The sequence below is a fragment of the Amycolatopsis ponsaeliensis genome, assembly GCF_030182635.1.
GTDB lineage: Bacteria > Actinomycetota > Actinomycetes > Mycobacteriales > Pseudonocardiaceae > Amycolatopsis > Amycolatopsis ponsaeliensis.
In genome coordinates this window covers 1-25,639 of the sequence record NZ_JAPZLD010000041.1, presented here as the reverse complement: position 1 = coordinate 25,639, position 25,639 = coordinate 1, and the positions used below count along the sequence as shown (strand labels likewise).

Genomic DNA, 25,639 nt, shown 5'->3' with positions numbered 1-25,639 from the left:
ATAGTGCTCATATGAGCGCGTCCAAGAAGCAGCCGTCGCTGACTGAAGCGATCCTGCTGGCCACCATCGCCCGGCGCTTCTACGTGCAGGGACGCTCCAAGCTGGAGATCGCGGACGAGTTCGGCGTCAGCCGCTTCAAGGTGGCCCGGATGCTCGACACGGCCAGGGAGTCCGGCCTGGTCAGAGTCGAGTTCTCACTGCCGGCGCCGGTCGACCTGGCGCTGTCGGACGAGGTGCGTTCGGCGTACGGCCTGGAGCGGGCCCTGGTGCTCGAACGCTCAACCGAGCGCGAGCCGAGGGAGGTCGTCCGGGCCAAGATCGGGACTCTGTCCGCCCGGCTGCTGGAGGAGATCGCGACCCCTTCGGACGTCATCGGGCTGTCCTGGGCGCGGTCGGTGAACGCGATGACCGAGGCGATCCGGGCGCTGCCGCGGTGCCCGATCGTCCAGCTGTGCGGGGTGCAGGCGGGGATGGACATGCGCGGCCGTTCGGTGGAGACGGTCAGCCGCGTGACCTCGGTGTCCGGCGGCGACGCGTACCCGATCTTCGGCCCGCTGGTGCTGCCGGACCGCCGGACCACCGAGACGCTGCGGCGCCAGCCGGGCATCGCGGAGACGTTCGGCCAGTTCCGCAACCTGACGAAGGCGGTGGTCAGCATCGGCGCGTGGCAGCCGGGCGAGTCGACGGTGTACGACGCGCTGGACGAGGCCGAGCGAGCGGCGATCGCGGCTCGTGGGGCGACGGCGGAGGTCGCGGCGCGGCTGTTCGACGCTTCCGGGAACGCTTTGTCGACCGGGTTGGCGCACCACGTGCTGGCGATCAGCCACGAAGAGCTGACGGCGGTGCCGGAGGTGATCGCGCTGGGGTACAGCAGACCGAAGGCTTCGGCGGTGGACGCGGTGCTGCGGTCCGGCATGGTCACGACGCTGATCACCGACGCCGCGGCCGCAGTCCCGCTCCTGGCTCTGGCGGCGAAGAACCCGCCGCGCTGATACTCCCGCTGGAGTACCTTTCCGCCGGCTTCGTACTCCGGCGGGTGCAGATCTCGCGGTGCCGGGTCCGGGACGAAACCCGGGTCGCGCCGGATGTGGCCTCGCGGCCGCTCGGCGAGCCTTGACCGCGTGAAGACTTCCCCGCGCTGGCGCCAAGCCGTCGTCTGGCTGCACGTCGTGTCGTCCGTCGCCTGGATGAGCCAGGCCCTCGCCCTCGTCGTGCTGATGTCGCTGGCCCTGACGCATCCCGTCCCGGCCGCGACGTCGATGGCCGACCGGCTCGACTCCGTCCTGCTCGCCCCGATGGCGAACGTCTCGGCGTTCACCGGCCTCGTCCTCGCCGGCGCGACCGCGTGGGGCTACTTCCGGCATTGGTGGGTGCTCACGAAGTTCGCCTTGACGTTCATCCAGCTCTACGCCGGGATCTTCCTGCTCTCCCCCGCGCTGCGCGACTCCGCGGACACCGGCACGGCGACCTGGCCGCAGATCGCCGGAGCGTCGCTGATGGCGAGCGCGCTCTCGTTCCAGGCGTGGCTCTCGATCGCGAAGCCGGGTCGCAAGACACCGTGGTCCCCCGCCGCGAAGCCGCCGACCGCGCCGACCTGGGTGTTCGTCGCCGGGGTCGCCGCGCCCGCGTTCGACGTCGTCGCCGGGATCCTCGCCGGCTACCCGCTGCCGGCGTTGTCGCTGGTCACGCTGATCGTGCTCGGTCTTGAGCGGCGACGACGGCGTCGCCGTGCTCCGCGGCCCAGCGCCCGAAGCCCTCGATCGGCGCCAGCAGCGTCTCCCCCAGCGGCGTAAGCGCGTACGCGCCTTCGCGACGCTCGACGAGGCCGTCGAACTCCAGGCGTCGCAAGGCTTCCGTGAGCACCTTCGCGCTGATCCCGCCGATCGTGCGCCGGAGGTCGACGTGCCGGCGGGGGCCGTGGCGCAGCGCCCACACCACGACCGGGTTCCACGTGTTGGCGACCAAGTCGAACGCGAGCCGCGTCCGGCAGTCGGCGAGGAAGTCCATGGTTACCGTTCGGTTCCTTCCCGGGTTCCTACCGTCGTGCTGGTACCAGCCAAGCACAAGGAGGACGCATGCGGATCGGGATCTTCGGCACGGGCGGGATGGCGGACGCGCTCGGCACGCACTGGGCACGCGCCGGCCACGAACTGCTGGTGAGTGGCCGCCGCCCCGACGCACTGGCGAAGCGGCTGGGCGCGCGAAGCGGAACTTGGCGCGAAGTGGCTTCGCAGGCCGAAGTGCTGCTGCTCGCGCTCCCCGCCGACGCCGTCTTCGAGGTCCTCGCCGAGGCGGGCCCGCTGACCGGCAAGGTCCTGCTGGACTGCACCAACCAGCCGGGCCCGGATGGCGGTCTCCCGCCGGGCACCCCGGTCGCGGCCCGCATCGCGGCCGCGGCGCCGGACGCGCACGTCGTCAAGGCGTTCAACCTGGCCCACGTCGACATCTGGCGGCAGCCTCCCCGGACACTCACGGTCCCGCTTTGCGGCGACGACCCGTCGGCGCTGGACGCGGTCCGCACGCTGGTCCGCGACATCGGCTGCAAGCCGGTCCTCGGCGGCGGCCTCGACCGCGCGGCACTCCTGGAGGCGACCGCAGCGTTCGTCATCGGCCTGTGGTTCGCCGGCGAGGACGCCCAGGCGATCCTCGCGCCGGCCGGGTGAGAATGGCCCGGTGGGACTGATCGAGCACCTCGAAGCCCGGCTGGGCGCGCTCACCGGCGGCTGGAAACGCGACGGCTTCCAGGTCGGCGCGTATGCCGGCAGCCTCGGCGCGGACTGGTTCGCGACCGCCGGGCTGAGCCGGCATCCGTTGCATTCGCGCACGTCAGGGCGGCACCTGCGGCAGGAGCTGATCGTGGGCAGCCGTCCGGGCGAGCACACGACGGGCCTGCCGCACCTCCTGGGCCAAGTCGCGGACGAGCTGCTGGCATCCGGCCAGGCGCTGCTGCGAGGAGACGTCCTCGGCCCGCGCGGGCCATTGGCGCCGGGCAGCGCGATGGAAGCGTTGTACGCGGCGATTCCCGTCTACCACGACGACGAGTTCGCCGCGGTCGACCTCCCCGACGGCACCCGGGCGGCGATCGTGTGGCTGGTCCCGATCTCAGCCGCCGAAGCTGCGTACGTCGCTTCGCACGGCTGGAACGCATTCGAAGACGAGCTGGTCCGCCACGACCCGGACCTGCTGGACGTCGGCCGCGCCGAACTCCCGGTGTGCTGACCCGTCAGAGGCCGTACTCGATGGCGGTCGCGTCGGTTCCGCACTCGACCGGGGCGGGCGCCAGCGCGTACTCCACCATCGAGGCGGCCGACGCGGCCGGTGCCAAGCCCACGACCACCGCGGCGGCGACGAAGATCCCGGCCAGCAAACGCTTCATCATGGTCCCTCCCAGGTTGGGCGAACCTCCACGCTAACCCCGGAACCGCCCGGAACCGTTGCGCCATTGAGCGCACCCACTGCGTCCACGTCGCCCGATGCCAGGTCCGCCACCCGGGCGCGCAGGGGCGCTCCGCCGCGGGGCACCACCGTCACCGTCCCGTCGGCCAGATCCGTCACCACCGTGCTCAACGTCATCAGCGGGTCGCCGCCGGACGCACTGCGGTACACCTCGCCCGTCAACGCCGAGACCAGCCACTTCGCGTCCGGCTCGGCCGGGGCCAGGTGCGCGCACACCTCCGCGCGGGCCAGGCTCTCCTCCGGCGCCACGTCCCACTGCGGCGACAGCTGGCGGAAGTGGTTGGTGTGCCAGGAAAGCCCACTGCCCACAGTGGTCACCGCGGTCTCACTCCCGGCCTTCTCGACGACCGTCACCGCCGGCGAGCCGACCTGCCCCATCGTGTACGCGAACCCGCCCGCCGAAGGACGGGAACGCAGCACCGACACCGCTTCCGCCACGGAAGACGCGCGCTGAGCCGTGCGCGCCAAGAAGTGCCGGCCGGCGCACGGCGAAGGCGTCACCACGCTCACGCTGTCGATCCCCCACACCAGACCGTGCGTGGTCAGCGTGACCGTGTTGGCCGGCAGGAAACCCGGGTACCACCAGACGCACACGCCGGGCTCGCCGTCGATCAGCAGGGTCAGGAGCCGCCCGATGCCGTCGAACACCGGGGCGCCGTCCTCGTTGTGGCCGAGCAGCGAGGGCGAACCCACCCACGCCAGGTCCGTGCAGCCGGTGCCGTCGCCCGCGCCGAGGTCGCCGCGCAGGTTGGCCAGCAGCAGGTCGTCGAACGGCACGCCGGCCCCCGCTGCCAAAGCCGTCAGCTCGGCGTACGCGTCCGGGTGCTCGACCTGCGACGCCGATTCGATCGCCCGGAACAGCACCGGCGACCGCCGCGCCCGCTCGGCGACCGGCCAGGACGGCAGTCCCGCCAGGACGGTCCGGATGTCGGCGGCGGCGTACGAGCCCAGCGCCCGGAAAGCGGCTTCCCGGGGCCCGCTGACGACGGTCCAGCGCACGTCGCCGATCCGGTGCTCCCGCACTGTCGCCACCATGTGATCACGATGACTGAGCAGTCAGGAAATCGCAACGGCTAGTGCGCGCCCACCTCGATCACCCGCACCACGGCCGCGCCGGCCTCGTCGGACGCCGCCAGGTCGACCTCCGCGCTGATGCCCCAGTCGTGGTCGCCCGCCGGGTCGTCGAAGATCTGGCGCACCTTCCAGACGTCCGGCTGCTGCTCGATCATCAGCAGCGCCGGGCCGCGTGCGTCCGGGCCGGTGCCGAGCGTCTCGTACTCCTCGAAGTAGTCCTCGATCGCGTCTTCCCACGCGTCGGCGTCCCAGCCGGACCCCGCGTCCAGCTCGCCGAGCACGTTCCACGCCCGGCGCCCGAACAGCTCGACCCGGCGGAACAGCTCGTTGCGCACCAGCACCCGGAACGCGCGCTCGTTGCGCGTGACGGCCGGCGGTTCGGACGGCGGCCGCGTCGAAACCGGGCCTTCCTCGTCCGGGTGCCGCAGGGCCTCCCACTCGTCGAGCAGGCTGGAGTCGACCTGACGGACGAGCTCGCCGAGCCACTCGATGAGGTCCTGCAGCGGCTCGGTCTTGGCCTCGTCCGGCACCGTGTGGCGCAGGGAGTCGTAGACGTCCGTGAGGTAGCGCAGCACCAGCCCTTCCGAGCGGGCGAGCTGGTAGAAGCCGATGTACTCGACGAAGTTCATCGCGCGCTCGTACATGTCGCGCACCACGGACTTGGGCGACAGCTCGTAGTCGTCGACCCACGGGTGCCCCTGCCGGTAGCTGTGGAACGCGCCCTGCAGCAGCTCTTCGAGGGGCTTCGGGTACGAGACGTTCTCGAGCAGCTCCATCCGCTCGTCGTACTCGATGCCCTCGGCCTTCATGGCGTTCACGGCCTCGCCGCGCGCCTTGAACTGCTGCTGCGACAGCACCGGCCGCGGATTGTCCACCGTGGACTCCACAGTGGACACGACGTCGAGCGGGTAGCTCGGCGACTCCAGCTCGAACAGGTCGATCGCGGCCAGCGCGAACGGCGAAAGCGGCTGGTTGAGCGCGAAGTCGAACTGCAGGTCGACGGTGAGCCGGATGATCCGGCCCTGGTCGTCCGGTTCGGACAGCCGTTCGACGACACCGGCGGCGAGCAGCGCGCGGTAGATCGCGATGGCGCGCAGGATGAGCTTGCGCTGCGACGCGCGGTCCTCGTGGTTGTCCTCCAGGAGGTGCCGCATCGAGTCGAACGCGTTGCCCGGCCGCGAAATCACATTCAGCAGCATCGAGTGCGTGACCTTGAAGCTGGACGTCAGCGGCTCGGGCTCGGCCGCGATCAGCCGGTCGAACGTGCTCTCGGTCCAGTTGACGAAGCCCTCCGGCGCCTTCTTCCGGACGATCTTCTTTTTCTTCTTCGGGTCGTCGCCCGCCTTCTCCAGGGCCTTCGCGTTCTCGACGACGTGGTCGGGCGCCTGCACGACGACGTAACCGTCGGTGTCGTAACCCGCGCGCCCGGCGCGGCCGGCGATCTGGTGGAACTCGCGCGCCTTGAGGTGGCGCTGGCGGACGCCGTCGTACTTGGTCAGCGCGGAGAAGACCACCGTCCTGATCGGCACGTTGATGCCGACGCCGAGCGTGTCGGTCCCGCAGATCACCTTCAGCAGCCCCGACTGGGCCAAGGTCTCGACCAATCGGCGGTACTTCGGCAGCATGCCGGCGTGGTGGACGCCGATGCCGTGGCGGACCAGCCGCGAGAGCGTCTTGCCGAAGCCGGCGGCGAAGCGGAAGTCGCCGAGCAGGTCGGCGATGGCTTCCTTCTCGGCCTTGGTCGTGACGTTGATGCTCATCAGCGTCTGCGCCCGCTCGATGGCCGCGGCCTGCGAGAAGTGCACGACGTAGACCGGCGCCTGGCCGCCGTTGAGCAGCTCGGACATGGTCTCGTGCAGCGGGGTGAGCGCGTACCGGAAGGTCAGCGGCACCGGGCGCTGCACCGACGTGACCACCGCCGTCGGCTTGCCGGTGCGTCGGGTGAGGTCCTTTTCGAAGAAGGACACGTCGCCCAAGGTCGCCGACATCAGGACGAACTGGGCCTTCGGCAGCTCGAGGATCGGGACCTGCCACGCCCAGCCGCGGTCGGGCTCGGAGTAGAAGTGGAACTCGTCGGCGACGACCTGCCCGACCGGCGCCTCGGCACCGAACCGCAACGCGATGTTCGCCAGGATTTCGGCCGTGCAGCAGATGATCGGCGCGTCCGGGTTGACGCTGGAGTCGCCGGTCATCATCCCGACGTTGTCGGCGCCGAAGATCTCGATGAGCTGGAAGAACTTCTCCGACACGAGGGCTTTGATGGGCGCGGTGTAGTAGCTGCGGCGGCCCTGGGCGAGCGCGGTGAAGTGCGCGCCGACGGCGACGAGGCTCTTCCCGGAGCCGGTCGGCGTCGAGAGGATGACGTTCGATCCGGAGACGACCTCCATCACCGCCTCCTCCTGCGCCGGGTACAGCTCGATGCCCCGTTCGGCCGTCCAGGTCGTGAACGCTTCGAAGAGGGCGTCGGGGTCGGGATCCGCAGGCAGGAGGTCTGTGAGAGTCATCAGGCGTCCATCGTGCCATCCGCTCGTCGCAAAGTCGGCAGGGGCAATCGCGTCGCGCGTGGTAAACCCGTAGGCTTCGCGGTACCGCGCGTCGATCGGGTGATCCTTCCGGTCACGCGCGCACACGGGCGGTACTCCGGAGGGCTAAGGAATGGCACAGGACATCATCCCGATCGAACTCGGGCTGCCGCAGGGCGACGTCGTCACCCTGTGGGCCCCGCGCTGGCGGGAAGACGGCGAGGAGTGGGAAGCGTTCCTCGGCGACGAGGACGACCTGTACGCCTTCCCGGACGCCGCACACCTGGCCGCCTTCGTCCGCACGTCCGAGCGCCACGACCTGCTGGACCACCCGGCCTGGGACGCCGTGCCGTCGCTGAACGTGCCCGAGCTGATCCCGGACGAGGACCACACGTACGACCTCGTCGGCGTCCCGGAGCTCGTCGCCGAGGAGCCGGACGTCTGGCACATCGCGGAGCTGGCCGAGATCGTCGGCATCGTGCGTTCGCTCGCCGACGTCTGCGACCTCGAAGAGGTGCACGAGATCCTCGACTCGACCGAGGGCTTCTCGCTGCTCGACCAGGGCACGCTCCCGTTCACCGGGGGCGTCGGCGTGCAGGTGTGGAACGATCTGTCCGAGACGGTGTCGCAGAAGTGGGACACCGTGCTCGACGCGATCGACGGCCTGGTGACCGCGCCGGACGTCGACGAGAAGATCCTGGAGCAGACGGCCGAGGAGCTGGCGGCGTTCCACGAGGAGTCCGCCGAGGCCGAGGCCGGCGCCGAGGGCGAAGAGGACCTCGAGGCGATCGACTCCGCGGACTCCGACTCCGATGAGGACGAGGACGAGGAAGAAGAGGGCCCGGTCGGCTTCTGGGCCGAGGTCGGCATCGACCCGATCAAGATCATCACGTCCGGCGCGGAGTACTACACGCTGCGCTGCTACCTCGACGACGCGCCGGTGTTCCTCGGCAGCGAGGGCGAGATCGACGTGTTCACGTCGGAGAAGGCCCTCGCGCGGGCCCTGGCCGACGGCAAGGACCTGGCCGACACGGACCTCGCGGACGTGTCCACGTGGGACGAGGTCCTGGCGAAGGCGACGGCGGGCGAGCTCGAGGTCGAGGTCGACACCGAGAACACGTACGTGCTGACGGGCCTGGACGCGGACATCGCGGAGGGCCCGGAGGCGATCGACCCGACGCAGCTGGAGCTGGCGGTCGAGCTGATCTCGGACGCGGCGGACTGGGCGGGCGACGACTCGGCCGAGACGGCCCTGGCGGGCAACGAAAGCCTGGGCTGGCTGGTGTCGTTCGTCCTGCGCCCCGACCCGACGCGCCTCGAGCCGTCGGCGCCGTTCGACGCTGAGCAGAGCGCTTGGCGGAAGCTCGTCGAGGGGTTCGAGAACCGCCTGACGGTGGCTTGATCTTTTGACGCGAGGGCCGCCTCCCCTGGTTGGGGAGGCGGCCTTCGTCGTGTCCGGGCTCGTGGTTCGCGCGGCTTCAAAGGTCTTGAATGAGTCATTCAGGACGCTGGGTGCTCTGAATGACTCATTCAAGACACCGCAGGCATCCGGTGGCCGGCAGTGCTCAGTCGTCCGAAGCTCGTTCCGAGCGGACCGGGACCACCAGCACCGCCAACGCCGGGAAGACCGCCGCCACGCAGAACGCCAGTGCGTACCTGCTGTCGCCGATCACCAAGCCCAGCAGGGGCGGGGTCAGCGAGGCCGCGATGTTCTGGCCCGTGTTCTGCGTCCCCATCGCGCGGCCCGACCACGCCAGGCCCGCCAGCTCCGCCGACGCCGTGAAACCCAGGCCGTTGTCGGCCACCGTGATGATCCCCGCCAAGGCCAGCGCCAGCAGCACCACCCATGGCCAAGAAGCGTCGCCGAGGGCCACCAAGAGCATGACGAAGCAGCTCGACACCGCCAGCTGACGCATCGGGCGCAGCCGGCTCCCCACACGGTCCGACCACCAGCCCGACCCCAGCCGCCCCGCCGCGCCCAGTACCTGGACCACCGCCAGGTACCAGCCCGCTTCCAGGGGGCTCCAGTGCTGGACCCCCACCAGGTACGCCGGCGCGAACGCCGACACCGCGAACTGCGGCACCACCAGCAACGCGCTCGCACCGTGGACCCGCCACAGCGTCGCGTGCCGGTACGGCGAAGGTGGCTTCTCACCCGAAGACGCCCGGGGCGGCCGGGGCGGGTCCGTGACCAGCCACGCCACCAGCAGCGCGACGGCGATCGCCAGCCCGGCCGGCAGCAGCACCGCCGCGCGGAACCCGAAGTGCGCGGCCAGCGGCGGCAGCCCGAGCGCCGCGACGCCGACGCCGAGCGGCTGGGCCGTCTGGCGGATCCCCATCGCGACCCCGCGCTCGGACTTCGCGAACCAGCCCATCACGACGCGACCGCTCGCCGCGTTCACCGAAGCCGTACAGGCGCCGGCCGCCAGGAACACACCAAAGAGAAGCCCGACCGGGTGAGTTCCGACCCCGGCGTACACCAGGAGTAACCCCGAGGCACCCAGTCCGAGCGCCATGATCAGACGCTCTCCGTAACGGTCCGCAGCCGCGCCCCACGCGATCAGGGTGAACAGCAGCCCGATGCTCGGCGCCGCGACGACCGTGCCGGCCTGGGCCAGCGTCAGCCCCTCCGCGTCCCGCATGACCGGGACCAGGAACGGGATCCCGTAGAGGAACGAGCAGCTCGCGGTCTGCGCGGCGAGACCGAGCGCGAGGATGAGCCACCGTCGCGAACTCGCCTGCACCCGTTCGACCGAACCGTCCGCGACCTGCGCCATCTTCGTCACCGTCTCAATATCTGAGAACAACTTCCTATATGGTGAACGATAGTTGGCAAGGCTAAGGACCGCAACCACCCAGCGGCGGCGTCAGCTCAGCGCGGCGTACCCGGGCTTGATGACGTCGTCGATCAGCGCGAGCCGGGCATCGAAATCGATGAACGCGGATTTCATCGCGTTGATCGTGAACCACCGGAAGTCGTCGAGGTCATACCCGAAGGTCTCGTGCAGCGCGGCGAATTCGCTGGTCATCGTGCATCCGCTCATCAGCCGGTTGTCCGTGTTCACGGTCACCCGGAAGCGCAGCCGCTTGAGCAGGGCGAGCGGGTGCTCGCCGATCGAGCGCACCGTGCCTGTTTGGACGTTCGACGTCGGGCAGATCTCCAGCGGGATGCGGCGGTCACGGACATAGGCCGCCAACCGTCCAAGGTGGACCGTGCCGTCGGCGTCGCTCTTGATGTCCTCGACGATCCGCACGCCGTGCCCGAGCCGCTCGGCCCCGCAGTGCTGAATCGCCTCCCAAATGGACGGAAGTCCGAACGCTTCGCCCGCGTGAATCGTGAAATGCGCATTGTTCTGGCGCAAATACTCGAAAGCGTCGAGATTGCGGGTCGGGGGAAATCCGTCTTCGGGTCCGGCGATGTCGAAGCCGGCCACGCCGGCGTCGCGGTAGCGGACGGCCAGGTTCGCGATCTCGAGGGCCCTGGCGTGCTGGCGCATCGCGCAGAGCAACGTCCCGACGCGGATCGAACCGCCGTTCGCGGCCACGCGCCGTGTGCCCTCCGTGAACCCCGCCTGGACAGCCTCAACCACCGCATCGAGTGACAGTCCGCGTTCGACGAACAACTCCGGTGCGTAGCGCACCTCGGCGTAGACGACGCCGTCGGCGGCCAGGTCCTCGACCGCTTCCGCGGCGACCCTGACCAGCGATTCCTCCGTTTGCATCACTCCGCAGGTGTGCGCGAAGGTCTCGAGGTAGGACACGAGTGAGCCGGAGTCCGCCGCACGGCGGAACCACGTGCCCAGCTCGGCCGGATCGGTGGTGGGCAGACCGGCGTAGCCGGTGGCTTCGGCGAGCTCGGCGACCGTGGCCGGGCGGAGGCCGCCGTCGAGGTGGTCGTGCAGGAGGACCTTCGGCGCACGGCGGAGCGTCTCGCTGGTCAGAACAGGGCTTTCGTCAGGCATCCCCCAACGGTAACCTCGTTGTCATTCCCCTACATGGACGTAACTCTCAGGCTCCGGTCAACGCTCAGCGTTGACGATCATGCGACGAATCGGCCATCCGGGGGCAGCCTCCGTAATACACGCTTCACGGGGGCCATACGCACAGCAATTTCGCAATCGTTAAGCTTCGTGGCACGTCCCTCCATTTCCCCGCCGACGAAGGACACACAGCAGTGACCACTGACAACCACATTGCCGCCCCGTCCTTCGACCGGATGCGCAACATGCTGGTGCGCGCGGCCGAAGTGCGTGAGAGCGAGCAGCAGCAGATCTTCGACGCGCTCGACGACATCTACGCCCGCCTCGCGCCGGTGGACTCGCTGGGCGCGGTCCGCAAGCGGCTGTCCGAGATGCCCGACCGCACCGAGGTCAGCGTCCTGGCCGAGCGCCTCGACGAGACGATGTCGCGACTCGAGGCCCAGGACAACGCGATCGCCGCGCTGACCCGTGCCGTCGAGAGCATCGTCGACAAGCTGGCCAAGCCGTTCGCGCAGCTCGACGGCCGGCTCGACGGCATGGCCGCCCGCTTCGAGGGCGTCGCGGGCCGGATGGACGGACTCGAGGACAAGCTCCAGAACATCCACCGCCGGATCGACGAGGTCGGCAGCCACCTCGACAAGCAGGACGCGAAGCTCGACTCGATCCCGCAGTCGGTGCACGGCCCGGTCCGCGAGCGGATCGAGCAGGCCGAGGCGTCGCTGCGCGACCGCGTCGACCACGCCGACCACGAGCTGCGGGGCAAGGTCGACGAGCTGAGCCGCACCACGCAGGAGCGCATCGGCGAGCTGGACCGCGTCACCGGCGAGCGCATCGGCGCGAACACCGAGGCGCTCAAGACGGCGCTGACCGAGACCGGCGAGATGATCGACGCCTCGGACCGCCTGGAGAAGCTCGGCAACCGCCTCGAGACGGTCACCACCCGCCTCGACGAGCTGGCCGGCCGCCTCGACAAGGTGGAGGACGGCTTCCTCTCCGGCATCGGCGACCTCGACGGCGCGCTCAAGGCCGGGCTGTCCAAGGTCGAGGGCACGCTGTCCAAGCAGCCGGACACCGACTCGGTCGACACGCTGGTCCGCAAGAGCAACGACGAGAGCGTCCGCCGCATCGGCGGCCAGCTCGACGAGGCGATGGCGACGTTCGCGGAGCTGATGCTCGGCGGCGGCCCGGCCGTCCAGCAGATCTCCCCGCCGCCGCCGGCCCCGCGCCAGCCGCGTCGCAGCTCCCGCAACGGCCGCGCCCCGAAGCCGGCCGACGCCAAGGCCAAGACGGGCGAAGGCGCGGAAGAAGCCACGGAGTAACCCAGCTACACGAGAAGGCCCCCGCCGGGATCCGGTGGGGGCCTTCTCACGTCAGGCGATGGTCATGAGGGGCACCCTCATGGACTTAAGAGCCATGAGGGTGCCCCTCATGGCATTCGCCCGCGGGGATGCGACCTCGGGTGTCACTCAGTCGGGTGATCATCTTCGCGATGATCATCACACCGTGCCGCGGATCGTCTCCCGGACGATCGGGCCCGGCGCGGGGGCCGAGTCGGCGACGGCGAAGCTTCCGTTGAGCGCCGACAAAGCCGCCGGGACCGCTTCCGGCGTGTCCGTGTGCAGCTCCAGCAGCGGCTCACCCTCGGTGACCCGATCGCCGGGCTTGGCCAGGCACAGGATCCCCGCCGCGGCCTGGACCGGGTCCTCCTTGCGGGCCCGGCCCGCACCCAGCCGCCACGCCGCGACACCCACCGCGTACGCGTCCAGCGAAGCCAGCACTCCCGAAGCCGGCGCGACCACCGTGTGGACGTGCGAGGGAGTCGGCAGCGGCGCCGACGGGTCGCCGCCCTGGGCGGAGATCATCCGGCACCACGTCTCGTACGCCTCGCCGGAAGCCAGCACCGCCGCCGGGTCCACGTCGAGACCGGCGAGGGCCAGCATCTCCCGCGCCAACGCGAGCGTCAGCTCGACGACGTCCGCGGGCCCGCCGCCCTGCAAAACAGAAACCGACTCCGCGACCTCCACCGCGTTCCCGACCGCGCGCCCCAGCGGGACGTTCATGTCGGTCAGCAGCGCCGTCGTCGGGACGCCGTGGTCGACGCCGATCGAGGTCAACGTCGAGGCCAAGGTCCGGGCCTGGTCCAGGGTCTTCATGAACGCGCCCGACCCGAACTTCACGTCCAGGACCAGCCCGGACGCGCCCTCCGCGATCTTCTTGCTCATGATCGAGCTGGCGATCAGCGGGATCGACTCCACAGTGGACGTCACGTCCCGCAGCGCGTACAGCTTCTTGTCCGCCGGGGCCAGCCCGGACGTCGCCGCGCAGACCACCGCGCCGACGTCTTCCAGCTGAGCCTGAATTTCGGCCGTGGACAGCGAAGCACGCCACCCCGGGATCGACTCCAGCTTGTCGAGCGTCCCGCCGGTGTGCCCGAGCCCGCGCCCGGACAGCTGCGGCACCGCCGCGCCGCACGCCGCCACCAACGGCGCCAGCGGCAGCGTGATCTTGTCGCCGACGCCGCCCGTCGAGTGCTTGTCGACCGTCGGCCGCGAGACGTCCAAAGAGAGCCGCTCGCCCGAGGAGATCATCGCGCCGGTCCACCGCGAGATCTCGTCGGAGTCCATGCCCCGCAAGAAGATCGCCATGGCCAGCGCCGACATCTGCTCTTCGGCGACCTCGCCGCGCGTGTAGGCGTCGACGACCCAGTCGATCTGCTCGTCCGAAAGCCGGCCACCGTCCCGCTTCACCCGGATGACGTCGACCGCCGCGAACGCGCTCACGGCAGGTCGTCCGGGCCGAAGGCGTCCGGCAGCACGTCCGACATCGGCAGGATGCCGCTGGGCGTGTCCACCAGGCACGCGGAACCGCCCAATTCGAACAGGATCTGCCGGCAGCGCCCGCACGGCATCAGCAGGTCACCGGCGCCGCTGCGGCACGCCACCGCGACCAGGCGCCCGCCGCCGGACAGCCGCAGTTGGCCGGCCATCGTGCACTCCGCGCAGAGCCCGAGCCCGTAGGACGCGTTCTCGACGTTGCAGCCGACGACCACCCGGCCGTCGTCCACGATCCCGGCGACTCCCACGTGCAAGCCCGAATAAGGCGCGTACGCATGAGAAGCCGCTTCAATCGCGCGAGAACGCAGCGCGTCCCAGTCCACAGTGGACGTCATCAGTCTTCACCCCGCCGGTACGGCTGCCCGTCGGCCTTCGGCGGCCGCAGCCGCTGCGAAGCCACCGCCAGCACGATCAGCGTCACGAAGTGCGCGGTGTACGGGATGAGATCGGACGGCAGCGTGTCGTTCGACCAGTAGATCGCGTACAGCACGCCCGCGCCGACGACGCCGAGCCCCGCCGCGATCCACTGGCGGCGGAACAGCTGCACGACGACGATCACGCCGAGCAGGATCACCGCGCCGTACAGCAGCGCGAGCACCGCTTCGCCGCCGCCGGCGAGCTGCAGGCCGTCCGCGTAGCCGAACAGCGCCGCGCCGCCGAGCAGGCCGCCCGGGCGCCAGTTGCCGAAGATCATCGCCGCGAGGCCGATGTACCCGCGGCCGTTCGTCTGGTTCTCCAGGTAGTCCGCGCCGCCGCGCAGCAACACCAGCGACGCGCCACCCATGCCGGCCAGCGCGCCGGAGATGAGCATCGCGATGTACTTGTGCCGGTAGACGTTGACGCCCAGGGACTCCGCGGCCACCGGGTTCTCGCCGCACGAGCGCAGCCGCAGGCCGAAGCGGGTCTTCCAGAGCACCCAGAAGCTCACCGGCACCAGGATGATCGCGATCATCGTCAGCGGCGCCACCTCGGTGACCAGGCCGCGCAGGATGCCGGCGACGTCGGAGATCCCGACGCGCTGTTCCTTCTCGAGGTCGCCGAGCCAGTCGGACAGGCCCGAAGCCGAGTAGGTGTCGAACTTCGGCACCACCGGCGACTGCCGCGGGTTGCCCGACAGCGGCTCGAAGATGAGGTTCGCCAGGTACTTCGTGACGCCGAGGCCGAGCAGGTTGATCGCGACACCGGAGACGATGTGGTTGACGTTGAACGTCACCGTCGCCACCGCGTGCAGCAGTCCGCCCAGCGCGCCGAACACGAGCGCGGCCACCAGGCCGACCCACGCGCCGCCGTAGTACGAACCCCAGGCGGCGCCCCAGGTCCCGAGGATCATCATGCCCTCGAGGCCGATGTTGACGACGCCGGCGCGTTCGGCCCAGAGGCCGCCGAGCGCGCACAGCAGGATCGGCAGCGCCAGGCGCAACGCCGTCGAGGACGTGTTCGACGACGTCAGCGCGGCGACGCCGGTGGAGTACGACGCCGTCGAGACGACGGCGATGGCGATGACGGCCCAGATGACCCCGCGGAGCCAGCCGGGGATCCGGGACCGCTTGCGGTGCACCGGCATGGTGCCGGGGCTGCCCGGGTCGGGCCGGGAGATGTCGGTGAGCGTGGTCATCAGACCGCACCCCCTTCGGCGACCGAAGCGCCCTTGCGGCCGTTGCCGGCGAGTGCGCGGCCGACCCTGCGTTGTTCGGCGGCGAGGTCCGCCCGGCGCACGACCTCGTACGCCACGACGACCGACAGCACGATGATGCCCTGCATGATCGTCGCGATCTCCTTGGACACGTTGATCTGCTCCAGCGACACCGCCGAGGTGTCGAGGAACGCCCACAGCAGCGCGCCGAGCGCGATGCCGCCGGGGTGGTTGCGGCCCAGCAGCGCGACGGCGATGCCGGTGAAGCCGTACATCTGGGTCGAGGTGATGCCGTAGGTGTAGTCGCGGCCGAGCAGTTCCGGCATCGCGACCAGACCCGCGACACCGCCGGAGAGCAGCATCGCGATCAGCGTCATCTTCTTGGCGTTGACGCCACCCGCGGCGGCCGCGGTGGTCGACTCACCGGACGCCTTGAGCTCGAAGCCGAACCGCGTGCGGTTGAGCATGAACCAGTAGGCGGCACCGATGATCGCGGCGATGACGACGAACCCGAAGAGCGTGCCCGAGCCGAGCGGGATGCCGGGGATCCGGCCGGACGACGCGATCTCCCGCGTCCCGATGTTGTTGCCCCGCTGCACGCCGAACTGGTCGGCGTTGATGAGGAAGGCGATGATCCCGCCGACGATCGCGTTCAGCATGATCGTCGCGATCACCTCGCTCACCCCGCGGGTGACCTTGAGGATCGCCGGGATGGCCGCGTACGCCGCGCCGGCGACGACCGCGACGATGAGGATGACCAGCGTGTGGATCACCGGCGGCAGCTGGAGCGCGCCGCCGGCGATGGCCGCGACGACCGCCGCGAACCGGTACTGGCCCTCGACACCGATGTTGAAGAGGTTCATCTGGAAGCCGATGGCGACCGCGAGCCCGGACAGGTAGTACACGGTCGCGAGGTTCACGGTGTCGACCGCGGTCGAGCCCTTGAACATCTGGCCGATCATCGTGCCGTACGCCTCGAGCGGGTCGGCACCCGAGATGATCAGGGCGATCGCCGACAGCAGCACGGCGAACACGATCGCCAGCAGCGGTGGCAGCAGTTTCGTGCGCCAGGAGGTCATTCTTCGTCACCCTCTCCGGCGCCGGTCATCGCCGAACCCAGTTCTTGAGGCGTCACGGTGGCGGGGTCGGCTTCGCTGACGAGCCGCCCGCGCAGCATGACGCGGATCGTGTCGGACAGGCCGATCAGCTCGTCGAGGTCGGCCGAGATCAGCAGCACGGCGAGGCCGGCCGCGCGGGCCTGGCGGATGTTCTCCCAGATCAGCGCCTGCGCGCCGACGTCGACACCGCGGGTCGGGTGCGACGCGATCAGCAGCACCGGGTTGCCGGACAGCTCCCGCCCGACGATCAGCTTCTGCTGGTTGCCGCCCGAGAGCGCCGCGGCGGGGACGTCGATCCCCGGCGTGCGGACGTCGTACTCGCGCACGATCCGCTCGGTGTCCGCGCGCGTGCCCGCGATGTCGAGCAACTGTCCTTTGGAGACCGGTTCGCGGGTCTGGTAGCCGAGGATCCGGTTGACCCACAACGGTTGCGTGAGCAGCAGGCTGTGCCGCGTGCGGTCTTCGGCGATGTAGCCGATACCGGCCTCGCGCCGCGCCAGCGTGCCCGCCTTGGTGATGTCGCGCGCTTTGCCCTCGGCGTCGACCAGCTCGATCGTGCCGGCGGACGGCTTGCGCATGCCCATGATCGTCTCGACCAGCTCGGTCTGGCCGTTGCCCTCGACACCCGCGACGCCGAGCACCTCGCCCGCGCGCACGGTGAAGGTGATGTCGTCGAGCGCGTTGCGGTCCGAGCCCTCGGCGCCCAGCGTCAGCCCGGTCAGCCGCAGCACGGCGCGGTCGGTGACGGTGGACTCGCGGGTCTCCGGGCTGGGCAGCTCCGAGCCGACCATCATCTCCGCGAGCTGGCGGGAGGTGATGGTCTTCGGGTCGGCCGTGCCCACGGTCGTGCCGCGCCGGATCACCGTGACGGTGTCGGCGATCGCGCGCACCTCGTCGAGCTTGTGCGAAATGAAGAGGAAGGTGTAGCCGTCGCCCTTCATCTCCCGGACGGTCGCGAACAGCGCGTCGACCTCCTGCGGCACGAGCACCGCGGTCGGCTCGTCCAGGATGATGATCTTCGCCCCGCGGTAGAGCACCTTGACGATCTCGACGCGCTGGCGGTCGGCCACGCCCAGCTCTTCGAGCAGGGTGTCGGGCTTGGCGTGCAGCCCGGTCCGCTCGGCGAGCTCGGCCAGCCGCGCCCGGGCGACGCGCCCGATGCCGTGCAGGCCCTCGGCGCCGAGGAACACGTTCTCGCCGACCGTGAGGTTGTCGGCCAGCATGAAGTGCTGGTGCACCATGCCGATCCCGGCGCGGATGGCGTCCTGCGGGTTGCGCAGCTTCACCTCGTCGCCGTTGATCGCGATCGTGCCCTCGTCCGGCGGCTGCATGCCGTAGAGGATCTTCATCAGGGTGGACTTGCCGGCGCCGTTCTCGCCACAGATGGCGTGCACCTCGCCCGCGGCGACGGTGAGGTTGACGTCGGAGTTGGCCACCACGCCGGGGAACCGTTTGGTGATCCCGGTCAGCTGGACGGCGGGGACGCCCCGGTCGGGGACGGCCTCGGCCGGGGCCTCGGCAGTGCTCATGGGCGGGAGAATTCCATCTCTGTCAAAACACGTGAGGGCTCGGAGGGAGAAGTCCCTCCGAGCCCTGCCCGCGTTGTCAGCTACTTCTGCGGCTTGTCCGAAACGGTGATCGCGCCCGAGATGATCTGGGCCTTGTAGCCGTCCAGGACGTCCTTGATGTCGTCGACCTTGCCGCCGGAGGTGGCGTAGCCGACGCCGTCGACCTTGAGGTCGAACCGCTTCGGCAGGACGGTCAGGTCGCCCTTCGCGACAGCCTGGATGTAGTCGAACACCGCGACGTCGACCCGCTTGAGCATGGACGTGATGATGACGTCCTTGTCGGCCTCGACGGTCTTCTGGTTGTACTGGTCGGAGTCGACGCCGATGGCCAGCGCGTTGCCCGACTTGGCGGCGTCGAAGACACCCTTACCGGAAGCGCCGGCGGCGTGGTAGATGACGTCCGCGCCCTTGGCGATCTCGGCCGCGGCCTTGGCGTTGCCCTTCGGCGGGTCCTGGAACCCGGAGAAGTCGCCGGCCGGGGTGAGGTACTCGTCCTCGATCTTGATCTTGGACGAAACCGTCTTCGCGCCCTGCAGGAAGCCGGCCTCGAACTTCTGGATCAGCGGGGTGTTGACACCGCCGACGAAGCCGACGTGGCAGCTCTTGCTCTTGTACGCGGCGGCGACGCCGGCCAGGAACGAGCCCTGCTCCTCGGCGAAGACCAGCGGCGTGACGTTCGGGAGCGTGATCGAGTCGTCGTCGACGATCGCGAACTTGGTGTTCGGGTACTTGGCGGCGACGGCCTTGACCGCGTCGGCGTAGGCGAAGCCGACCGCGACGATCGGGTTCAAGCCCTGGGAGGCCATCTGGTCGAGGCGCTGCTGCTTGGCCGACTCGGCCTCGCTGGCGGACGCGGTGCTCTCGTTGACCGTCTTCACGCCCAGATCGGACTTCGCCTTGTCGGTGCCCGCGGCGGCGGCGTCGTTGAACGAGGCGTCACCCCGGCCGCCGACGTCGAAGGCCAGGCCGATCTTCAGCGCGCTGCCGTCCACTTTGCCCCCGGTGGCGGCGGTGCTGCTCGAAGCGGCGGGCGCGGCGGGTGGCTTCTGCGCGGTGACGCAGTCCGAGCCACCCGACGAAGGCGCGGCGCTGTTGTTGCTGCTACCACCGGCCGAGTCCTTGGCGCACCCGGCCAGGGCGAGCACCCCGGCCATGGCCGCGGCGGCCAGCGCGGTTCCACGCATGCGACGCAACGTGTGTCTCCCTCCCCGCTGATCCAGCGGATGGTCAAGGGCACGACCCGGCCCACTGCCGGGTCGACCGCCAGACCGTACCCAACGGACAGGAAAGCGCCATAGGAACGGCACGCTACGTAACACAAACGTTTACTCACGAGTCGCGCGCGCGACCGGACGTGCACCGCCCGTGATCAAAAGGCTCACAGGGCGCTGCTTTCGGCGGAGTCCCGGGCTCCGGGACGGCCGAAATACCGTTTGATGTGACTCAGTGTGCCAGCCAGACCGAAGGGTGGGCCAGTCCAGTCACCCTGTGAGATGACGGCCATTCAGGCGCAGGTGAGCCGCGCCGCGGCCCAGTCGCTGCGGTCGTAGGAGTTGCCGTCGCCGCCGTCGGTGACCACCAGGCGCAGGTACCGGGCGCCGTGGAGGTCGGCCGTCAGCGCCACCGCTGGGTCCTGCCACGTCCGGACGCCGGTCGCGGCGACCCGGGAGCCGTCCGCGTAGACCTCGAACGTCGCCGAGCCCTGCTTGTTCGTCGCCTCGCGTTCGTCGTCGACGCCGACGTCCGCGGTGAACGTCGTGCAGCGGCCGCCCAGGTAGAAGACGACCTCACTCGGGGCGTGGGCGCCGAGGCCCTTCGGGTAGACGGCGCCGTTGATCGTCAGGGGCTTGCCGTCGCCCGCCGGGATGCTGCCGTTGGACATGTCCCGCTCGACCGGGCCGTAGCCGTTCTTCTCCGCCGCCCAGCGCAGGTCGCTGGCCCAGGCCGGGGCGGCCGGTGGCGCCGCGGGCACCGTCAGCTGCTGGTCACCGGCCCAGCTCACCTGGCCGAACCCGATCGTGCGGTAGGTGACGCCGCCGCGCAGCACCGCCGTCGTGCCTTCGGTTCCGGCCGGCGGGGTGACCCGCCAGCGCCCGGCGGCGCTGTCGCCGGTACCGAGCACGAACGCCCGTGGCCGGGACAGCTGTTCGACGCGCCAGCCGGCGGGCGCGGTCAGCGTGACGCGCGGGTCGAACACCGGGACCCGGGCCTCGTCGGTCGCGGAGACCGTGACCTCGAACGGCTTCCCGGCGGGAGTGATCTCGCCCGGCACGCCGGGCACCGGCGCCGTCAGCTCGACGCCGGTGCTCACGAGCGGCGCGTTCCGCAGCCAGGAGCCGCCCGCGTGAACCCGGTACACGACCGTCGCGTGCGGCGGGACGACCGCGGAGATCCGGCCGGCGGTCTGGAGGTCGCGGTGGGCCCAGAGGTCGCGGGCGGAGTACCCGGCGGCCTTCGGGAGGCCCACGGCGGCCGCGGTGGTGCCGATCGAGGCGTTGGAGGTCGTTTCGTTGAAGAGCGCGACCGCGACGTCGCCGTTCGCGAGGGGCTTGGCGAAGACCCAGTGACCGTCCTGGTTGGACAGCACGCGCGCCTGGATCCCGCGGCGGTCCTGGTCGAGGGCGATGACCTCGGCGTTGCGCAGGACGTCGAAGTTCGCCGGCGACACCTTGCGCAAGTCGGCGCCGATGAGCAGCGGGGCGGCCATCATGGCCCACAGCGAGAAGTGGGACGCGTATTCCTCGGTCGTCATGCCACCGTTGCCGACCTCGAGCATGTCGGGATCGTTCCAGTGGCCCGGACCGGCGTACGGCGCGAGCGGCGCGTTCGCCTTGAGGATCTGGACCATCTTCGCCCAGTTGTCCTTGATGTCGCCGGTGGTGCGCCACAGGTGCCCGACGTCCGCGCCCCACTCCCACGGTTTGTTCTCGCCCCACTCGCAGAGCGAGTACACGATCGGGCGACCGGTCTTCGCCAGCGCGTCGCGCATCTTCGTGTAGCGCTCGAGCGCGGGCCGTCCCTCGTTGTTGCAGTTGTCGTACTTGAGGTAGTCGACGCCCCAGTCCGCGAACGTCCGCGCGTCGACGTCCTCGTGGTCGAGCGCGCCAGGCTGGGTCTTCGCGCAGGTCACCGTGCCCGCGCTGGTGTAGATCCCGAACTTGAGGCCCTTTGAGTGGACGTAGTCGGCCAGTGCCTTGATCCCGTTCGGGAAGCGGGCCTTGTTCGCCTGCATCCGGCCTTCGGCGTCGCGTGCCGGCTCGGCCCAGCAGTCGTCGACGTTGACGTACTGGTAACCGGCGGCCTTCAGGCCCTGGGCGACGAAGATGTCCGCGGTGTCGCGGATGATCTGCTCGTCGACCGCGCAGCCGGTGGTGTTCCAGTTGTTGAAGCCCATCGGCGGGGTGAGCGCCAATCCGTCCGGCAGTGCCTGGGCGGGCGTGACCACCGCCACGGGAAGCAGTGCCGCGACGGCGATCACCAAGCCGAGTCGTCTCACCAGAACGTCACCCCATCGTGAGAGATCCGATGTATCTGGCAGCGACAGTAGGAACGACGCGACAGTTGGTCAACAACAAACGGACCGCACCAGCCTTTTGGTCTAGTGCATCAGATATCAGATGTTGTAGAGATCAGATCTCCGGTGATCACGGCCCGCCACGGCACCGCACGGTCGAGTGTGCTGCGCCACACCGCCGGGTGGCGGTACGGGAGTACCGGTGTCTGGTCCATCACAGAGGGGAACCCGGAGGTGAGCCGCCTGCCGGGTGCGGGTCTAGCATCCGATTCATCCAGGCTCGATGACGTTGATCTCGGCAAGTTCGGCCGTTCCGGCGCGACTGCGGACCTCACCGGCCACCGGGCACAAGTCAGACGTTGGAGGCCGTTCACCGATGTCCACCACGGCGAGCACTGCCACTCAGGCAGGGGCGAGCGATCGGGCGGGTGCCTCACGCCGGCAGGGGACCTTCTACCGGGGCGACCCCGGCATGTGGTCCTGGGTGCTGCACCGCATCACCGGCGTGCTCACATTCTTCTTCCTGTTCGTGCACGTGCTCGACACCGCGCTGGTGCGCGTGTCGCCGAACACCTACGACCAGGTCATCGAGACCTACAAGACCCCGATCGTCAACCTCCTCGAGGTGGGCCTGGTCGGCGCGGTCCTCTTCCACGCGCTGAACGGCATCCGCGTCATGCTGGTCGACTTCTGGTCGAAGGGCCCGAAGCTGCAGAAGGCCATGCTGTGGGTGATCGGCGTGGTCTGGGTCGTCGTGATGGTCCCCGGTGCCTTCTTCATGCTGAAGCGCACCGTCGAAACGCTCTTCGGGGGTAACTGACATGGCCGACCTCGCCCTCGCGAACCCCCGCGCGCCGAAGCGCCCCGCCGCCCGCCGCAGCAACTTCGAGCTCTACAGCTGGCTGTTCATGCGGATCTCCGGCCTGGCCCTGATCATCCTGGTGCTCGGCCACCTGCTGATCATGAACATCCTCGACGGCGGTGTGCACCGGATCAACTGGGGCTTCGTCGCCGGCCGCTGGGCCTCGCCGTTCTGGCAGTTCTGGGACCTGGCCATGCTCTGGCTGGCCGAGATCCACGGCGGCAACGGCCTGCGCACCATCATCGACGACTACGCGCGCAAGGACAGCACGCGGTTCTGGCTGAAGATCCTGCTCTACGTCTCGATGGTGCTGATCCTGGCCGTCGGCACGATGGTGATCTTCACCTTCGACCCGAACATGCCCGCGAACTGAAGCCCGGAGACTTCCCACCATGCAGTTCCACAAGTACGACGTGGTGATCGTCGGCGCCGGCGGCGCCGGGATGCGCGCGGCCATCGAGTCCGGCCAGCGCACCCGTACGGCGGTCCTCACCAAGCTCTACCCGACCCGGTCCCACACCGGCGCGGCCCAGGGCGGCATGTGCGCCGCGCTGGCGAACGTCGAAGAGGACAACTGGGAGTGGCACACCTTCGACACGATCAAGGGCGGCGACTACCTGGTCGACCAGGACGCCGCCGAGATCATGGCGAAGGAGGCCATCGACGCGGTCCTCGACCTCGAGAAGATGGGCCTGCCGTTCAACCGCACGCCCGAGGGCAAGATCGACCAGCGCCGCTTCGGCGGGCACACGCGTGACCACGGCAAGGCCGCGGTGCGCCGCGCCTGCTACGCCGCGGACCGCACCGGCCACATGATCCTGCAGACGCTGTACCAGAACTGCGTCAAGTACGGCACGGAGTTCTTCAACGAGTTCTACGTGCTCGACCTCGTCACCAGCCCGGACGAGAACGGCAACCCGGTCGCCTCCGGCGTCGTCGCCTACGAGCTGGCCACCGGCGAGCTGCACGTCTTCCAGGCGAAGTCGATCGTGATGGCCACCGGCGGCGCGGGCAAGATCTTCAAGACGACGTCGAACGCGCACACCCTCACCGGTGACGGCCTCGGCATCATCTTCCGCAAGGGCCTGCCGCTGGAGGACATGGAGTTCTTCCAGTTCCACCCGACCGGTCTCGCGGGCCTGGGCATCCTCATCTCCGAAGCCGTCCGCGGCGAGGGCGGGATCCTGCGCAACGCGTCCGGCGAGCGGTTCATGGAGCGCTACGCCCCCACCATCAAGGACCTCGCGCCGCGCGACATCGTGGCGCGCTCGATGGTGCAGGAAGTGCTGCAGGGGCGTGGGTGCGGGCCGAACAAGGACTACGTCGTCCTGGACGTCACGCACATCCCCGAGGAGACGCTGAACGCGAAGCTCCCGGACATCATGGAGTTCTCCCGGACCTACCTGGGCGTCGACCCGGTCAAGGAGCCGGTGCCGGTGTTCCCGACCTGTCACTACGTGATGGGCGGCATCCCGACCAACATCCACGGCGAAGCGCTGCGGGACAACGAGAACGTCATCCCGGGCCTGTACGCCGCGGGCGAGGTCGCGTGCGTGTCCGTGCACGGCTCGAACCGCCTGGGCACGAACTCGCTGCTGGACATCAACGTGTTCGGCCGCCGCGCCGGCATCGCGGCCGCGGAGTACGCGCTGGCGCACGAGCACGTCGAGCTGCCTTCGGATCCGACCACTTTGGTGGAGGAGCAACTGGCGGGCCTGCTGTCGGAGCACGGCGACGAGCGCGTCGCCGACATCCGCAAGGAAATGCAGCAGACGATGGACTCGCACGCGTCGGTGTACCGGACCGAGGACACGCTGAAGCAGGCGCTGACCGACATCCAGGCGCTGAAGGCGCGGTACCAGCGGATCACCGTGGCGGACAAGGGCAAGCGGTACAACACCGACCTGCTCGAGGCCGTCGAGCTGGGCTTCCTGCTGGAGCTGGCCGAGGTCCTGGTCGTGGGCGCGATCGCGCGCAAGGAGTCCCGCGGCGGCCACGCCCGCGAGGACTACCCGACCCGCGACGACACGAACTTCATGCGGCACACCATGGCGTACAAGCAGGGCACCGGCCTGGCGTCCGACATCCGGCTCGACTACAAGCCGGTCACCTTCACCCGCTACGAACCGATGGAGCGGAAGTACTGATGACTGCCATTGCCGAAGCTCCTTCGTCTTCCGCTTCCGACGAGCACACCCCGATCACGGTCACGCTGAAGATCCTCCGGTTCAACCCGGAGGTGGATTCGGAGCCGCACTGGGAGTCCTACGAGGTCCCGGCCCAGCGCACCGACCGGCTGCTGAACCTGCTGTTCTACGTCAAGGACTACCTCGACGGAACGTTCTCGTTCCGCCGCTCGTGCGCCCACGGCGTGTGCGGGTCCGACGCGATGCAGATCAACGGCATCAACCGGCTGGCCTGCAAGGTCCTGATGAAGGACCTGCTGTCGCCGTCCGGCAAGCCGACAACGATCACGATCGCCCCGATCAAGGGCCTGACGACGTTGAAGGACCTGTACGTCGACATGGACCCGTTCTTCGAGGCTTACCGGGCGATCAAGCCGTACCTGATCACTTACGGGAACGAGCCGACCCGGGAGCGGATCCAGTCGCAGGCTGATCGCGACCGGTTCGACGACACTACCAAGTGCATTCTTTGTGCTTGCTGCACTTCGTCGTGTCCGGTGTATTGGAATGACGGGTCGTACTTCGGGCCCGCGGCGATCGTGAACGCGCACCGGTTCATCTTCGACTCCCGCGATGAGGGGGCTGAGGAGCGTCTGGACATCCTCAACGACGGCGAGGGTGTCTGGCGCTGCCGGACGACGTTCAACTGCACGGACGCCTGCCCGCGCGGGATCCAGGTGACCAAGGCGATCCAGGAAGTGAAGCGCGCACTCCTCTTCAAGCGCGTCTGACCCTCCCCGCTCAGCTTGATTGCCATGAGGGGCACCTTCATGGACTTAAAGGGCTCTTCGTACCGATGTGTGGGTGGTTGAGCGTGGCATAAAGGCGCACGCCGTTGTCCGGCTTAGTTTCTGGCTTGTCGAAGGTCAGCAACCAAGTGATCGGGGAACGG

23 protein-coding genes are annotated in these 25,639 nt (G+C 69.5%); 10 read left to right on the top strand and 13 right to left on the bottom strand.

The features are described from left to right. Positions 1–11: 11 nt before the first annotated feature. On the top strand, positions 12–992 hold the full coding sequence (locus tag QQ657_RS42200; protein WP_284747979.1) for a sugar-binding transcriptional regulator: 981 nt from the start codon (positions 12–14) through the stop codon (positions 990–992). Between the two features lie 129 nt (positions 993–1,121). Further along, complete coding sequence (locus QQ657_RS42195; protein WP_284747978.1) at positions 1,122–1,793, top strand: hypothetical protein; 672 nt, start codon at positions 1,122–1,124, stop codon at positions 1,791–1,793. Here QQ657_RS42195 and QQ657_RS42190 read toward each other — a convergent pair. Then, positions 1,684–2,007: a winged helix-turn-helix transcriptional regulator gene (locus QQ657_RS42190; RefSeq protein ID WP_284747977.1), complete on the bottom strand. Its 324-nt coding sequence runs from the start codon at positions 2,005–2,007 to the stop codon at positions 1,684–1,686. The genes QQ657_RS42195 and QQ657_RS42190 overlap by 110 nt on opposite strands. A gap of 68 nt (positions 2,008–2,075) precedes the next feature. Between QQ657_RS42190 and QQ657_RS42185 the strand changes: the two genes are divergently transcribed. Together QQ657_RS42185 and QQ657_RS42180 are read left to right on the top strand one after the other, a co-directional pair. After that, positions 2,076–2,663 carry an NADPH-dependent F420 reductase gene (locus QQ657_RS42185; RefSeq protein WP_284747976.1) on the top strand — a complete coding sequence of 196 codons (588 nt, stop codon included), beginning with the start codon at positions 2,076–2,078 and terminating at the stop codon, positions 2,661–2,663. 10 nt (positions 2,664–2,673) lie between these two features. Continuing rightward, positions 2,674–3,219 carry a suppressor of fused domain protein gene (locus QQ657_RS42180; protein WP_284747975.1) on the top strand — a complete coding sequence of 182 codons (546 nt, stop codon included), beginning with the start codon at positions 2,674–2,676 and terminating at the stop codon, positions 3,217–3,219. Positions 3,220–3,223: 4 nt separating this feature from the next. Here the strand turns inward: QQ657_RS42180 and QQ657_RS42175 are convergent, their stop codons facing one another. The 3 genes from QQ657_RS42175 to QQ657_RS42165 are packed head-to-tail and all read right to left on the bottom strand — an operon-like array spanning position 3,224 to position 7,034. Then, positions 3,224–3,379, bottom strand: coding sequence for a hypothetical protein (locus QQ657_RS42175; RefSeq protein WP_284747974.1), 156 nt, complete (start codon positions 3,377–3,379; stop codon positions 3,224–3,226). Beyond that, entirely contained in the window at positions 3,376–4,491 is a 1,116-nt protein-coding gene (locus tag QQ657_RS42170; protein ID WP_284747973.1) for a C45 family autoproteolytic acyltransferase/hydrolase, read from the bottom strand. Before QQ657_RS42170 ends, QQ657_RS42175 begins: the two co-directional genes overlap by 4 nt. A 38-nt stretch (positions 4,492–4,529) precedes the next feature. Next, positions 4,530–7,034 carry a DEAD/DEAH box helicase gene (locus QQ657_RS42165; protein ID WP_284747972.1) on the bottom strand — a complete coding sequence of 835 codons (2,505 nt, stop codon included), beginning with the start codon at positions 7,032–7,034 and terminating at the stop codon, positions 4,530–4,532. A gap of 151 nt (positions 7,035–7,185) precedes the next feature. Here QQ657_RS42165 and QQ657_RS42160 point away from each other — a divergent pair, with 151 nt between their 5' ends. Then, the gene (locus tag QQ657_RS42160) at positions 7,186–8,454 is read left to right on the top strand and encodes a SatS C-terminal domain-containing protein (protein ID WP_284747971.1); all 1,269 of its coding nucleotides are present in this window, start codon (positions 7,186–7,188) and stop codon (positions 8,452–8,454) included. Between the two features lie 163 nt (positions 8,455–8,617). On the opposite strand, the gene QQ657_RS42155 is transcribed toward QQ657_RS42160, so the two are convergent. Then, complete coding sequence (locus QQ657_RS42155) at positions 8,618–9,829, bottom strand: MFS transporter (protein WP_284748062.1); 1,212 nt, start codon at positions 9,827–9,829, stop codon at positions 8,618–8,620. Between the two features lie 90 nt (positions 9,830–9,919). After that, positions 9,920–11,014 carry an adenosine deaminase gene (locus QQ657_RS42150; protein ID WP_284747970.1) on the bottom strand — a complete coding sequence of 365 codons (1,095 nt, stop codon included), beginning with the start codon at positions 11,012–11,014 and terminating at the stop codon, positions 9,920–9,922. A 212-nt stretch (positions 11,015–11,226) separates the two neighbouring features. On the opposite strand from QQ657_RS42150, the gene QQ657_RS42145 reads away from it, so the two are divergent. Further along, entirely contained in the window at positions 11,227–12,351 is a 1,125-nt protein-coding gene (locus tag QQ657_RS42145) for a coiled-coil domain-containing protein (RefSeq protein ID WP_284747969.1), read from the top strand. A 177-nt stretch (positions 12,352–12,528) separates the two neighbouring features. Here the strand turns inward: QQ657_RS42145 and QQ657_RS42140 are convergent, their stop codons facing one another. From QQ657_RS42140 to QQ657_RS42110, 7 genes are all read right to left on the bottom strand, one after another. Further along, entirely contained in the window at positions 12,529–13,812 is a 1,284-nt protein-coding gene (locus QQ657_RS42140) for a thymidine phosphorylase (RefSeq protein ID WP_284747968.1), read from the bottom strand. Next, a complete protein-coding gene (locus QQ657_RS42135) occupies positions 13,809–14,201 on the bottom strand; it encodes a cytidine deaminase (RefSeq protein WP_284747967.1) in 393 nt (130 codons plus the stop codon). The genes QQ657_RS42140 and QQ657_RS42135 overlap by 4 nt, the downstream gene beginning before the upstream one ends. Then, the gene (locus QQ657_RS42130; protein WP_284747966.1) at positions 14,201–15,481 is read right to left on the bottom strand and encodes an ABC transporter permease; all 1,281 of its coding nucleotides are present in this window, start codon (positions 15,479–15,481) and stop codon (positions 14,201–14,203) included. The genes QQ657_RS42135 and QQ657_RS42130 overlap by 1 nt, the downstream gene beginning before the upstream one ends. Continuing rightward, positions 15,481–16,578, bottom strand: coding sequence for an ABC transporter permease (locus QQ657_RS42125; RefSeq protein ID WP_284747965.1), 1,098 nt, complete (start codon positions 16,576–16,578; stop codon positions 15,481–15,483). Before QQ657_RS42125 ends, QQ657_RS42130 begins: the two co-directional genes overlap by 1 nt. After that, positions 16,575–18,146, bottom strand: coding sequence for an ABC transporter ATP-binding protein (locus tag QQ657_RS42120; RefSeq protein WP_284747964.1), 1,572 nt, complete (start codon positions 18,144–18,146; stop codon positions 16,575–16,577). Before QQ657_RS42120 ends, QQ657_RS42125 begins: the two co-directional genes overlap by 4 nt. An 80-nt stretch (positions 18,147–18,226) precedes the next feature. After that, positions 18,227–19,369: a BMP family lipoprotein gene (locus QQ657_RS42115; protein ID WP_284747963.1), complete on the bottom strand. Its 1,143-nt coding sequence runs from the start codon at positions 19,367–19,369 to the stop codon at positions 18,227–18,229. A gap of 320 nt (positions 19,370–19,689) precedes the next feature. Next, positions 19,690–21,681, bottom strand: a complete 1,992-nt coding sequence (locus tag QQ657_RS42110) for an NPCBM/NEW2 domain-containing protein (protein ID WP_284747962.1) — start codon at positions 21,679–21,681, stop codon at positions 19,690–19,692. 394 nt (positions 21,682–22,075) lie between these two features. Here QQ657_RS42110 and sdhC point away from each other — a divergent pair, with 394 nt between their 5' ends. The 4 genes from sdhC to QQ657_RS42090 are packed head-to-tail and all read left to right on the top strand — an operon-like array spanning position 22,076 to position 25,478. Beyond that, positions 22,076–22,519, top strand: a complete 444-nt coding sequence (gene sdhC / locus QQ657_RS42105; RefSeq protein WP_284747961.1) for a succinate dehydrogenase, cytochrome b556 subunit — start codon at positions 22,076–22,078, stop codon at positions 22,517–22,519. Between the two features lies 1 nt (position 22,520). Then, entirely contained in the window at positions 22,521–22,934 is a 414-nt protein-coding gene (locus QQ657_RS42100; protein ID WP_247060758.1) for a succinate dehydrogenase hydrophobic membrane anchor subunit, read from the top strand. Positions 22,935–22,953: 19 nt separating this feature from the next. Continuing rightward, complete coding sequence (sdhA, locus tag QQ657_RS42095; RefSeq protein ID WP_284747960.1) at positions 22,954–24,708, top strand: succinate dehydrogenase flavoprotein subunit; 1,755 nt, start codon at positions 22,954–22,956, stop codon at positions 24,706–24,708. Next, positions 24,708–25,478, top strand: coding sequence for a succinate dehydrogenase iron-sulfur subunit (locus QQ657_RS42090; RefSeq protein WP_284747959.1), 771 nt, complete (start codon positions 24,708–24,710; stop codon positions 25,476–25,478). Before sdhA ends, QQ657_RS42090 begins: the two co-directional genes overlap by 1 nt. Positions 25,479–25,639: the final 161 nt, after the last annotated feature.

Excerpts from the sequence above, each read along its gene's own strand:
- QQ657_RS42130 (WP_284747966.1), bottom strand. The coding sequence starts at position 15,481 with ATGACCACGCTCACCGACATCTCCCGGCCCGACCCGGGCAGCCCCGGC.
- QQ657_RS42115 (WP_284747963.1), bottom strand. The coding sequence starts at position 19,369 with ATGCGTGGAACCGCGCTGGCCGCCGCGGCCATGGCCGGGGTGCTCGCC.
- QQ657_RS42165 (WP_284747972.1), bottom strand. The coding sequence starts at position 7,034 with ATGACTCTCACAGACCTCCTGCCTGCGGATCCCGACCCCGACGCCCTC.
- QQ657_RS42150 (WP_284747970.1), bottom strand. The coding sequence starts at position 11,014 with ATGCCTGACGAAAGCCCTGTTCTGACCAGCGAGACGCTCCGCCGTGCG.
- QQ657_RS42120 (WP_284747964.1), bottom strand. The coding sequence starts at position 18,146 with ATGAGCACTGCCGAGGCCCCGGCCGAGGCCGTCCCCGACCGGGGCGTC.
- QQ657_RS42170 (WP_284747973.1), bottom strand. The coding sequence starts at position 4,491 with ATGGTGGCGACAGTGCGGGAGCACCGGATCGGCGACGTGCGCTGGACC.
- sdhC (WP_284747961.1), top strand. The coding sequence starts at position 22,076 with ATGTCCACCACGGCGAGCACTGCCACTCAGGCAGGGGCGAGCGATCGG.
- QQ657_RS42175 (WP_284747974.1), bottom strand. The coding sequence starts at position 3,379 with ATGATGAAGCGTTTGCTGGCCGGGATCTTCGTCGCCGCCGCGGTGGTC.
- QQ657_RS42155 (WP_284748062.1), bottom strand. The coding sequence starts at position 9,829 with ATGGCGCAGGTCGCGGACGGTTCGGTCGAACGGGTGCAGGCGAGTTCG.
- QQ657_RS42125 (WP_284747965.1), bottom strand. The coding sequence starts at position 16,578 with ATGACCTCCTGGCGCACGAAACTGCTGCCACCGCTGCTGGCGATCGTG.
- QQ657_RS42160 (WP_284747971.1), top strand. The coding sequence starts at position 7,186 with ATGGCACAGGACATCATCCCGATCGAACTCGGGCTGCCGCAGGGCGAC.
- QQ657_RS42100 (WP_247060758.1), top strand. The coding sequence starts at position 22,521 with ATGGCCGACCTCGCCCTCGCGAACCCCCGCGCGCCGAAGCGCCCCGCC.
- QQ657_RS42135 (WP_284747967.1), bottom strand. The coding sequence starts at position 14,201 with ATGACGTCCACTGTGGACTGGGACGCGCTGCGTTCTCGCGCGATTGAA.
- sdhA (WP_284747960.1), top strand. The coding sequence starts at position 22,954 with ATGCAGTTCCACAAGTACGACGTGGTGATCGTCGGCGCCGGCGGCGCC.
- QQ657_RS42185 (WP_284747976.1), top strand. The coding sequence starts at position 2,076 with ATGCGGATCGGGATCTTCGGCACGGGCGGGATGGCGGACGCGCTCGGC.
- QQ657_RS42090 (WP_284747959.1), top strand. The coding sequence starts at position 24,708 with ATGACTGCCATTGCCGAAGCTCCTTCGTCTTCCGCTTCCGACGAGCAC.
- QQ657_RS42200 (WP_284747979.1), top strand. The coding sequence starts at position 12 with ATGAGCGCGTCCAAGAAGCAGCCGTCGCTGACTGAAGCGATCCTGCTG.
- QQ657_RS42190 (WP_284747977.1), bottom strand. The coding sequence starts at position 2,007 with ATGGACTTCCTCGCCGACTGCCGGACGCGGCTCGCGTTCGACTTGGTC.